General features: G+C 69.9%; 8 protein-coding genes and 1 pseudogene. 6 read left to right on the top strand and 3 right to left on the bottom strand.

The window, feature by feature from the left end:
* The 5 genes and pseudogenes from ACTHNQ_RS16845 to dxs all read left to right on the top strand — a co-directional run.
* Positions 1–119, top strand: a pseudogene (locus tag ACTHNQ_RS16845) (dUTP diphosphatase); the annotation flags it as partial.
* Complete coding sequence (locus tag ACTHNQ_RS16840) at positions 116–715, top strand: DUF3710 domain-containing protein (protein ID WP_018170892.1); 600 nt, start codon at positions 116–118, stop codon at positions 713–715. The pseudogene ACTHNQ_RS16845 and the gene ACTHNQ_RS16840, both read left to right, overlap by 4 nt.
* Complete coding sequence (locus ACTHNQ_RS16835) at positions 712–1518, top strand: DUF3159 domain-containing protein (protein WP_440335108.1); 807 nt, start codon at positions 712–714, stop codon at positions 1516–1518. Before ACTHNQ_RS16840 ends, ACTHNQ_RS16835 begins: the two co-directional genes overlap by 4 nt.
* A gap of 135 nt (positions 1519–1653) precedes the next feature.
* Complete coding sequence (locus tag ACTHNQ_RS16830; RefSeq protein WP_440335107.1) at positions 1654–4488, top strand: aconitate hydratase; 2835 nt, start codon at positions 1654–1656, stop codon at positions 4486–4488.
* 97 nt (positions 4489–4585) lie between these two features.
* Entirely contained in the window at positions 4586–6544 is a 1959-nt protein-coding gene (gene dxs, locus ACTHNQ_RS16825) for a 1-deoxy-D-xylulose-5-phosphate synthase (protein ID WP_440335106.1), read from the top strand.
* 68 nt (positions 6545–6612) lie between these two features.
* Here the strand turns inward: dxs and ACTHNQ_RS16820 are convergent, their stop codons facing one another.
* Complete coding sequence (locus ACTHNQ_RS16820; protein WP_440335105.1) at positions 6613–7086, bottom strand: hypothetical protein; 474 nt, start codon at positions 7084–7086, stop codon at positions 6613–6615.
* 74 nt (positions 7087–7160) lie between these two features.
* Complete coding sequence (locus tag ACTHNQ_RS16815) at positions 7161–7853, bottom strand: TetR/AcrR family transcriptional regulator (protein ID WP_440335104.1); 693 nt, start codon at positions 7851–7853, stop codon at positions 7161–7163.
* 82 nt (positions 7854–7935) lie between these two features.
* On the opposite strand from ACTHNQ_RS16815, the gene pepN reads away from it, so the two are divergent.
* Complete coding sequence (gene pepN, locus ACTHNQ_RS16810) at positions 7936–10443, top strand: aminopeptidase N (protein ID WP_440335103.1); 2508 nt, start codon at positions 7936–7938, stop codon at positions 10441–10443.
* Positions 10444–10512: 69 nt separating this feature from the next.
* On the opposite strand, the gene ACTHNQ_RS16805 is transcribed toward pepN, so the two are convergent.
* Positions 10513–11361, bottom strand: an 849-nt coding sequence (locus ACTHNQ_RS16805; RefSeq protein ID WP_440335102.1) for a 3-hydroxyacyl-CoA dehydrogenase family protein, incomplete at its 5' end; no start/stop codon positions are given.

Below are 11361 nucleotides of genomic sequence, written 5' to 3'. Positions count from 1 at the left end.
TCATCGTGATGCCGGTGCCGCGCGCCCGCTTCATCCCCGTGGAGGAGCTGCCCGACAGCGTCCGCGGCGAAGGCGGCTTCGGCTCGACCGGCTACCAGAAGGACGGAGTCCTCGCATGACCGACCCCACGCCCGCCGACGGTCCCCGCAAGACCGCACCCGAGGATCGCGCGACGGCCGGCCCGTTCGACGAGTCCGAGGCGAACCCGGTCCGCCCGTACATCGACCTCGGCGGCATCAAGATCCTGCCGCGCGAAGGACTGAACCTGCGACTCGAGGTGGAGGAGCAGACGAAGCGCATCGTCGCCGTGGGCCTCGACTACGCGGGCTCGACGCTGCAGGTGCAGCCGTTCGCCGCACCCCGCTCGGCCGGCCTGTGGGAGGAGACGCGCGAGCAGATCCGCCAGCAGATCCGCCAGCAGGGCGGACGCGTCGAGGAGCGCGAGGGCCCGCTCGGTCCGGAGCTGCTCGCCGAGGTCCCCGTCATCGCCGGCCCCGAGGCGACGGCGGGCAAGCGTCTCGCGCGCTTCGTCGGCGTCGACGGACCGCGGTGGTTCCTGCGCGGGGTGATCGGCGGCGCCGCGACCGCGGACGTCGAAGCCGCCGCGTCGGTCGAGGACCTCTTCCGGTCGATCGTCGTCGTCCGCGGCAGCTCGCCGATGCCGCCGCGCGACCTCATCCCCCTCAAGATGCCCGCGACCCCGGGTACCGCGTGAGCGACCTGCCCCGCCCCGACGACGCGCCGGGCGAACCGCCGACCGAGCGCCCGTCCACGACCCCGCCCGACGCACCTGCACCGGCATCGGCCTCGGAGGTGCTCGGCGCCGCCCTCGGCGGGGCCGCACGACGGGCGGGCCTGGACCCCGCCAGCGGAAAGAGCACGGGACACGTCGTCTGGGCCGCGATGGGCGGCTGGCGCGGCATCCTGGAATCCGTCCTGCCAGGAGTCGTCTTCCTCGTCGTGTGGACCGCGACCTACGATCCGGGCACGCGCTCGGGCAACCTCCTGCTGAGCCTCGGTCTCTCGGTCGGACTCGCCGCGGTGTTCACCGTGGTCCGGCTTGTCCAGCGGCAGTCGGCCAGCGCCGCGATCGGCGGACTGGTCGCGGCCGCCGCGGCCGCCGCGCTGTCGCTGTGGACGGGACGCGGCGAAGACAGCTTCATCCCGGGGTTCCTCACCAACACGATCTACGGCACGGCGTTCCTGGTGTCGGCCCTCATCGGGTGGCCCCTCATCGGCCTCGCCGTCGGGTTCCTCATGGGAGAGGGCACCGCGTGGCGCGCCGACAAGCGCAAGCGCCGCGTCTTCTTCTGGCTGTCGATCGCATGGGCGGGGCTGTTCGCCGCGCGCCTCATCGTGCAGCTCCCGCTGTATTTCTCGGGCAACGTGACGGCGCTGGGCACCCTCAAGCTGGTCATGGGCCTGCCGCTTTTCGCACCGCTGGTGGCGGTCACCTGGCTCGCGGTCCGCGCGCTGTACCCGCGCCGCGAGCCGGACGCGAAGACCGGAGACGAGTGATACATTTATCTTGACATCAAGATAAATTTCCCTCACCGGGATTAGGGCGACCTCACTAGCCGAGGGCCCCGCCGCGAGGGAAGATGGGGATGCCGGTCCTCCGGCCAGCTCCCGCCGCCGACGAAGGAGACAGACGTGTCCACGGTTGACAGCTTCGGTGCCAAAGGCACCCTGACGGTCGGCAGCACCGACTACGAGATCTTCCGCATCGCGACGGTCGAGGGCTACGAGAAGCTCCCGTTCAGCCTCAAGGTGCTGCTCGAGAACCTGCTCCGCACCGAGGATGGCGCGAACGTCACGCAGGAGCAGATCAAGGCCCTCGGCTCGTGGAACCCCGCAGCCGAGCCCGACACCGAGATCCAGTTCACGCCCGCCCGCGTGGTCATGCAGGACTTCACCGGCGTGCCCTGCATCGTCGACCTCGCGACGATGCGCGAGGCGGTCACGGCCCTCGGCGGCGACCCCAGCAAGATCAACCCGCTCTCGCCCGCCGAGATGGTCATCGACCACTCGGTCATCGCCGACCTGTTCGGCCGCGAGGACGCCCTCGAGCGCAACGTCGAGATCGAGTACGAGCGCAACGGCGAGCGGTACCAGTTCCTCCGCTGGGGCCAGACCGCGTTCAACGACTTCAAGGTCGTCCCCCCGGGCACCGGAATCGTCCACCAGGTCAACATCGAGCACCTGGCCAAGGTCATCTACGACCGCGAGGTGGGCGGCGTGCTGCGCGCCTACCCCGACACGTGCGTCGGCACCGACTCGCACACCACGATGGTCAACGGCCTCGGCGTGCTGGGCTGGGGCGTCGGCGGCATCGAGGCCGAGGCGGCGATGCTCGGCCAGCCGGTGTCGATGCTCATCCCGCGCGTCGTGGGCTTCAAGTTGACCGGCGAGATCCCCGCCGGCGTCACCGCCACCGACGTCGTGCTCACGATCACCGACATGCTGCGCAAGCACGGCGTGGTCGGCAAGTTCGTCGAGTTCTACGGCGCGGGCGTGGCCTCGGTGCCGCTGGCCAACCGCGCCACCATCGGCAACATGAGCCCCGAGTTCGGCTCGACCGCCGCGATCTTCCCGATCGACGACGTGACCCTCGACTACCTGCGCCTGACCGGCCGCGACGAGGACGCCGTGGCGCTCGTCGAGGCCTACGCCAAGGAGCAGTCGCTGTGGCACGACGCAGCGCACGAGCCCAACTTCAGCGAGTACATGGAGCTCGACCTCTCGACCGTCGTCCCCTCGATCGCCGGCCCGAAGCGCCCGCAGGACCGCATCCTGCTGTCCGAGGCGAAGGCGCAGTTCGAGAAGGACATCGTCAACTACGCCACGGCGTCCACGACCGACGACATCGTCGACCTCGACAGCAAGCACTCGTTCCCGGCATCCGACCCGGGCAGCGTCCCCGGCGAAGAGACGCCCACGACGCGTCCGGTGCACATCAACAGCGGTGCTCCCGCCACGGCGTCCAAGCCGATCAAGGTGACCACGCCCGACGGTGAGGCGTACATCCTCGACAACGGCGCCGTGACGCTCGCGGCGATCACGTCGTGCACCAACACGTCGAACCCGTCCGTCATGATCGCGGCCGGCCTGCTCGCCAAGAAGGCCGTCGACAAGGGCCTCAAGCGCAAGCCGTGGGTCAAGACCACGCTCGGCCCGGGCTCGAAGGTCGTCACCGACTACTACGAGAAGTCGGGCCTCGACAAGGCGCTCGAGGGTCTCGACTTCTTCACGGTCGGCTACGGCTGCACGATCTGCATCGGCAACTCGGGTCCGCTCATCGAAGAGGTCTCGGCGGCCATCAACGAGAACGACCTCGCCGTGACCGCCGTCCTCTCGGGCAACCGCAACTTCGAGGGCCGCATCAGCCCCGACGTCAAGATGAACTACCTCGCCTCGCCGCCTCTCGTGGTGGCGTACGCGCTGGCCGGCTCGATGAACTTCGACTTCGAGACCGACGCGCTCGGCAAGGACCTCGACGGAAACGACGTGTTCCTCAAGGACATCTGGCCGTCGCCTGAAGAGGTGCAGCAGATCATCGACACGTCGATCTCGCGCGAGCAGTTCATCAAGCAGTACGCGACGGTCTTCGACGGCGACGAGCGCTGGAAGAACCTGCCGACGCCCGAGGGCCCGGTGTTCGAGTGGGACGCCGACTCGACGTACGTCCGCAAGGCGCCGTACTTCGACGGCATGTCGATGGAGCTGACCCCGGTCGCCGACATCTCCGGCGCCCGGGTCATGGCCACGCTCGGCGACTCGGTCACCACGGACCACATCTCGCCTGCCGGCAACATCAAGGCCGGCACGCCCGCCGCGCAGTACCTCACCGAGCACGGGGTCGCGCAGAAGGACTTCAACTCGTACGGCTCGCGGCGAGGCAACCACGAGGTCATGATCCGCGGCACGTTCGCGAACATCCGCCTGAAGAACGAGCTCGTCGCCGCGGTCAACGACGGCCAGATCGTCGAGGGCGGCTTCACGCGCGACTTCACGCAGGAGGGCGGCCCGCAGTCGTACATCTACGACGCGAGCCAGAACTACCAGGCGCAGGGCACGCCGCTGGTCGTCTTCGGCGGCAAGGAGTACGGCTCCGGCTCGTCGCGCGACTGGGCGGCCAAGGGCACGAGCCTGCTGGGCGTCAAGGCCGTCATCACCGAGAGCTTCGAGCGCATCCACCGCTCGAACCTCATCGGCATGGGCGTCGTGCCCCTGCAGTTCCCGGCCGGCGAGAGCTGGAAGTCGCTGGGCCTGGACGGCACCGAGATCGTCTCGATCAGCGGGCTCGAGCAGCTGAACGAGGGCGTCACGCCGAAGACCGTCCGTGTCACCGCCGAACCGAGCGAGTTCTCGCCCGAGGGCAAGCAGACCGTCGAGTTCGACGCGGTGGTCCGCATCGACACGCCCGGTGAGGCCGACTACTACCGCAACGGCGGCATCCTGCAGTACGTGCTGCGTTCGCTCGTCTGACAGCGGATTCACGGAGGACCGGGTGCCTCGGCACCCGGTCCTTCGTCATGCCGCGGGTAGACTGACAAGGCCCATCCGGGCCCGGAAAGGAGCGGGGATGTCGCTGTTGTCGTCCATCACCGGACCCCGTGACCTCGATGCGCTCAGCATCGATGAGCTGGAACAGCTGGCGGATGAGGTGCGCGGATTCCTCGTCGAGAACGTCTCTCGCACGGGAGGGCATCTGGGTCCCAACCTGGGCGTCGTCGAGCTGACGATCGCGTTGCATCGCGTGTTCGACTCGCCGAACGATCCGATCGTCTTCGACACCGGGCACCAGTCCTACGTCCACAAGCTGCTGACCGGCCGCCAGGACTTCACGGGACTGCGGACCCGCGGCGGGCTCGCCGGGTATCCGCAGCGGTCCGAGAGCCCGCACGACGTCGTCGAGTCCTCGCATGCCTCGAGCTCGCTCAGCTGGGCGGACGGGGTGTCGCGGGCGCTCACCCGCACCGGCCGCAAGGACCGCCACGTCGTGGCGGTGGTCGGCGACGGTGCCCTGACCGGCGGGATGACGTGGGAGGCGCTCAACAACATCTCCGACGACAACGACCGCAATCTCGTCATCGTCGTGAACGACAACGGCCGCTCCTACGCCCCCACGATCGGCGGCATGGCGCGCTACCTCAACCGCGTGCGCACCGCGGACTCGTACCGGACGCTGCACCGCGGATCCGACACGCTGTTCCGTCGCTTCGGACCCGCCGGCCGTGCGGTGTACCGCGGGATCCGCGGCGGCACGCACGGCTTCCTGTCACGGTTCACGAACAATGCGGCGCTGTACTCCAACCTCGACATCAAGTACCTGGGCCCCGTGGACGGCCATGACCTGACCGCGCTGCTGGAGACGCTCGCGCTGGCGAAGTCCTACGGCGCCCCGGTGATCGTCCACGCGATCACCGAAAAGGGCCGCGGCTACGCGCCCGCGCTCGAGGACGAGGCCGACCAGTTCCACGCCGTCGGCAAGATCGACCCGGTCACCGGCGAATCGCTGGGCGGCGCGGGCGGCACCGCCTGGACCGACGTCTTCGCCGACGAACTGGTGCACGTCGGGGAGGAGCGCGCCGACGTCATCGCGATGACGGCGGCGATGCTGCGGCCCACCGGCCTGCTGCCGTTCGCTCAGCGGTTCCCCGATCGCGTGTACGACGTCGGCATCGCCGAGCAGCACGCCGTCGCATCCGCCGCCGGACTCGCCTTCGGCGGTCTGCATCCTGTCGTCGCCATCTACGCCACCTTCATGAACCGCGCCTTCGACCAGGTGCTCATGGATGTCGCCCTCCACAAGGCCGGCGTCACGTTCGTGCTCGATCGCGCGGGCGTGACCGGCCCGGACGGCCCGAGCCACCACGGCATCTGGGATCTCGCGATGCTGCAGATCGTGCCCCACATCCGCATCGCGGTGCCGCGTGACGAGGTCCGCCTGCGCGAGGAGCTGCGCGAAGCGGTCGCCGTCGACGACGCGCCGACCGTCATCCGCTTCCCGAAGGGCGGGGTGAGCGCCGAGATCCCGACGCTAGAGCGCCTCGCCGACGGCGTCGACGTGCTGGTGAGATCCGACACACCGGACGTGCTCCTGGTGGGCATCGGGCCGATGGCGCACATCGCCGTCGAGGTCGCCGAACGCCTGCGCGCGCAGGGCATCGGCGCCACCGTGGTCGACCCCCGGTGGGTCGTGCCGGTGCAGCCCTCGATCGTGGAGCTGGCGGCATCCCATCGCCTGGTCATCACGATCGAGGACGGCATCCGCGTCGGCGGCGTGGGCACTCGCGTGCGTCAGGTGCTGCGCGAAGCAGGGGTGGACACCGCCGTCGACGAGCTCGGCGTTCCCGATGAGTTCATCGATCACGCCTCGCGCGAGCAGATCCTCGAGGATGCCGGACTGACCGCCTCGAAGATCGCCCATGACGTGGTGGCGCAGGTGCTGGGCACCCGCATCCCGGTCGCACGCGGCGCGCAGACGTCCGAGATCCCCACGCTGACCGATCTGGCGCGCAGCCGCGACGAACTCAACTGAGGTCCCGGCGGCCCACCCGGAACCCCTGGCCCATGCGTTCCCGACGCTGACCTGGGTCGCGACGAGCCTCAGGGGCGGATGAAGTCCTCGGCCGTCGCATCCGGATCGACACGGGAGGATCTGATCAGCCCGGCGTCGGCCCTGCGGGCGCGTCGCACCGACCAGCCCCAGCCGAGCGGCAGGGCCGCAGCCGAGCACGCCGGGACGAGCATCGTGAGGCCGCCGCTGAAATCGAGGGCGTGCGCGACGACAAGCTGATACAGGGCGACGACGACGGCGCCGATCGCGGCACCGAGCACGGCGTACCCGATCAGGTGCGGCAGCGGCGGACCCACCCGACGCAGCGCCCGCCCGAGCGCCCAGGCCGCGCCGCAGCAGAGTAGCGCGACGATGCCCGACACGACGAGCGAGACCGGCACGAGGTAGGCCAGCAGGGCGGCGAGCATGCCTGCGAGCGGGCCCAAGGCCGGATCGTGCGTCGACGCCTCACCCACGATGACCGCGATGGCGAACAGCAGGTTGAAGGACAGCCACGAGGCCACCGTCCCGTGGAGGAACTCGCCCGCCGTGAACGCCCTAGGCTCGCTTGCGGTACGCGGCGAAGGTATATCAGGGTTCACGCCTTCACCGACGCGACGAGGTCGAGAAGCTCCTGCAGCGGCCTGCGCAGCAGCGGCATCCGGGCGAACGGCAGCGCCATGCGCAGGAGCCGCAAGCCGCCGTCGAGCAGCGTGCGCGTGCGCTGCTGACCGGGTGACCGGTCGTAGACCCAGAACACCGCCAGCAGGAGGTGCGCGAGCACCAGGGCATCGGGCAGGCTCGCACGGAACTCGTCGGGCAGCGCGGGGCCGGATGCCCCGTCGACGGCCTCGCGGAACAGCCCTTCGACGACGCGCAGCGCCGGTGCGGAGTCCTCCGACAGCGGGTTGATCGGCGATCGCGGCGACACCGCCGCCGACAGGAACTCCGGCGCGAACGGGTGGTATGGGGTCAGCTCGTCGAGTCCCGTGCGGTAGACGATCGCCAACCGGTCGACGAGATCGGCGGATGCCGCCAGCTTCGGCTCTGCGGCGTCGCGGTGCCTCTCCTGCACGTCGAGGTAGAGCTCCTGCACCAGGTGGTTCTTCGAGGGGAAGTGGTAGTGCGTGGTGCCGACCGAGACGCCGGCCTCCTGCGCGATGAGGCGGATCGTCGTCGCATCGTACCCGCGCTCACGGAACGACCGCAGGGCGATGTCACGCAGCTGGGCCCGCGTGCGCTCGCTCTTGGTGAGCGGAAGAGCCGGGGTCGAGGCATCCGAACTGAACATGTTCGGACGCTAGCACGGACCCTGCGCGAAGCTGCCCACTCAGACGTGAAAGGCGTTCCCTCTCACATGAAAGCATGGTGATATGACTTCCGCGAACCTGACCCGGGACGAGACGGCCGCCCGGTCGAGCAGCATCCGGCTGGCGACCGTCGAGGTCGACCTCGACGTGCGCGACGCACAAGATCTGGCAGAGCCGACCTTCGCCACGACGGCGACGCTGACGTTTCATGCGACCGCTGATGCCACCTGGCTGGACTTCCTCGGCGAGTCCGTCGACAGCGTGACGGTCAACGGCCGAGCGCGTGCGGTCGAATGGGACGGCGCCCGCATCCGCATCGACGGACTGGGCCCCACCAACGTCGTGACGGTGCACGGGCGGGGGCGGTACAGCACATCGGGCGAGGGTCTGCACCGGTTCCGGGACCCGGTCGACGGCGAGACCTATCTGTACACCCAGTACGAGCCCGCCGACTCCCGGCGCGTGTATCCGGTGTTCGAGCAGCCCGACATGAAGGCGCGGTGGCGGTTCACCGTGAGCGCGCCGTCCGGCTGGCAGATCCTGTCCAACGGCGCGGAGACGACACGCGAAGACGTCACCGGCGGCGTGCGCGTGACCTTCGCCGAGACGCTCCCGCTGTCGAGCTACATCACGGCGGTCGCCGCAGGGCCCTACCATCGCGTGGACGGCGAGTGGACCGCGGCCGGGCGCACCGTGCCGCTCGGGGTCCTGTGCCGCGCCTCGCTCGCGCCGCATCTCGACGCCGACGAGATCCTCGACATCACGCGGCGCGGGCTGGAGTTCTTCGAGCAGGCGTTCGCGTACCCGTATCCCTGGGGCAAGTACGACCAGATCCTCGTTCCCGAGTACAACCTCGGCGCCATGGAGAACCCGGGGCTGGTGACGTTCACCGAGTCCTACGTCTTCCGCGGCGCATCGACGGCGGCGCAGCACGAGGGACGCGCGAACACGATCCTCCACGAGATGGCGCACATGTGGTTCGGCGACCTGGTGACGATGCGCTGGTGGGACGACCTCTGGCTCAAGGAGTCCTTCGCCGACTTCATGGGAGCACACGCGGCCGTCGCGGCCGGCGGGTTCCCCGAGGCGTGGGTCACCTTCGCCAGCCGCCGAAAGGGGTGGGCGTACGTCCAGGACCAGCTGCCGACGACGCATCCGATCGTCGCCGACATCCCCGACCTCGAGGCGGCCAAGCTCAACTTCGACGGCATCACGTACGCGAAGGGCGCCTCCGTCTTGAAGCAGCTCGTCGCGTTCGTGGGTGAGGAAGCCTTCTTCCGCGGCGCGCAGCGGTACTTCGCCGACCATGCGTTCGGCAACACGACGCTGCCCGACCTGCTGTCGGCGCTCGAAGCGGAGTCGGGCCGCGACCTCGCGGCATGGAGCCGCGCCTGGCTGCAGACCAGCGGAGTCTCGGAGGTCGCGATCGAGCGGGATGCCGCCGACGCCCTCGTGCTGACGCAGACGGACCCTCGCCCGCACCGGCTCGCGAGCGGACTCTTCGCCGTCGCCGACGGCCGGCTCACACAGCGCAGCACGTTCGAGGTCGACGCCGTCGAGCCGCGAACGCTGCTCACCGGCGCGACCGGCGCGGGGATCGATCTCGTCCTGCCCAACGTCGACGACAGCACGTACGCGATGGTCCGTCTCGACGACGACTCAACCGACGCCGCCGCCTCCTACCTGTCGTCGATCGAGGACCCGGTCGCGCGAGCGGTGATCTGGGCGTCTCTGTGGAACTCGACCCGGGACGGCGAGCTGCCGGTGGCGCGTCTGGTCGAGATCGTCTCGAAGCATGCGACGCGCGAGACGAACATCGCGCTCGTCACCGACGCGCTCGCACACGCCGACGTGGCGATCGGGCGCTACGCGGCCGCGGATGACCGCGGCCTGCTCGCCGACGCATGGCTCGAGACGTGCTGGAACGCGCTCTGGGCCGCCCAACCGGGTTCCGACTCCCAGCTCGCCTGGGCCCGCGCCCTCGGGACGGCCGCAGCCCGATCCGCGGACCGCGCGGACGAGATGCGGGCGATCCTCGCGCAGAGCTCGCCGGCACCGGCAGGCCTCGCACTCGACCCCGAGCTGCGCTGGGCGTGGCTGGTGGCACTGGCGGCGACCGGTCACGCATCGGCCGCCGACGCGGATGCCGAGCTCGCGACGGACCCGTCGGCGCAGGGACACGTCGCGCACCGGACGGTCCTCGCCGCACGGCCCGACAGCGCCGTCCGCGAAGCCGCCTGGCACGCCGCCTGGGATGACCGCACGCTGACGAACGACCACCTCGCCGCCACGATCGCGGGTGTGCGCGCGGGCGACCGTCGTGACCTCGTCGAACGCTTCGACGCCGAGTACTACGCGCGGATCCGACCCGCGTGGGCCGAGCGCAGCATCGAGATCGCACGGCGGCTCGTGGTCGGGCTGTTCCCGTCCTCGGACTCGCTGACCGATGTCGATGCATGGCTCGCCGACAACCTCGACGCGCCCGCCGCCCTGCGCCGGCTCGTCATCGAACAGCGTGACGGATTGGCGCGGGAGTTGCGTGTGCGCGCCGCGCAGCCGGCGGCCGGCTGAGGTCGGCGGCATCCCGAAACGACGACGACCCCGGGCGGGATGCCCGGGGTCGTCGTGTCGCTGTGTGCGTCAGCCGCCGATGCCCTTGATCACGGGGTGGTGGAACGTGTCGCCGAACACCCGCTGCGAGGCGCCCTCGCGGTCGAGGTACGGCGAGGCCCCGCCGTCGATGAACGGCCAGCCGGCGCCGAGGATGAGGCACAGGTCGATGTCTTCGACCTCCGGCACGACGCCCTCGTCCAGCATCAGCTTGATCTCCTGCGCGAGTCCGTCCTGGACGCGGGCGAGGATCGTCTCGGCCGACGCCGGCGACGAGCCCACGGCCGGCTTCAGCAGCTTCTCGGCCGCCTTGGTCCAGCCGGTCACGCGACCGCCCTTGTCCTTCTCGACGACCTCGGGCAGTTCCGCGAGGGCGTGGAAGTTCTCGTTCGCGTAGAAGCGGTCGGGGAACGCGCGCACCATGGTGTCCTGCACGTGCGCGGCGACTTTCCAGCCGACGAGGTCGATCAGTTGGAACGGACCCATCGGCAGGCCGAGCGGCGCGAACGCCTTCTCGACATCCGCGACCGGCGTGCCCTCGTAGACCGCACGCGCGGCTTCGCCCATGACCTTGGCCAGCAGCCGGTTCACGACGAAGCCGGGCGCGTCGGCGGTGAGGACCGCGTTCTTGCCGAGGCTCTTCGCGACGACGAAGGCGGTCGACAGTGCGGCCTCCGACGTCTGAGGCGTCTTCACGATCTCGATGAGCGGCATGACCGCCACCGGGTTGAAGAAGTGGAAGCCGACCAGTCGCTCGGGGTGGGCGAGCTTCGCGCCGATCTCTTCGACCGAGAGCGACGAGGTGTTGGTCGCGAGGATCGCGTCCTCGGCGATGATCGCCTCGATCTCGCCGAACACCTGCTGCTTGACGCCGACCTC

This window comes from Microbacterium sp. (assembly GCF_051953575.1).
In the GTDB taxonomy this organism is placed as follows: domain Bacteria; phylum Actinomycetota; class Actinomycetes; order Actinomycetales; family Microbacteriaceae; genus Microbacterium.
This window is presented reverse-complemented; position numbering and strand designations above follow the sequence as displayed.

Coding starts and splice junctions, on each gene's coding strand:
- dxs (WP_440335106.1), top strand. CDS start 4,586: ATGTCGCTGTTGTCGTCCATCACCGGACCCCGTGACCTCGATGCGCTC.
- pepN (WP_440335103.1), top strand. CDS start 7,936: ATGACTTCCGCGAACCTGACCCGGGACGAGACGGCCGCCCGGTCGAGC.
- ACTHNQ_RS16815 (WP_440335104.1), bottom strand. CDS start 7,853: ATGTTCAGTTCGGATGCCTCGACCCCGGCTCTTCCGCTCACCAAGAGC.
- ACTHNQ_RS16840 (WP_018170892.1), top strand. CDS start 116: ATGACCGACCCCACGCCCGCCGACGGTCCCCGCAAGACCGCACCCGAG.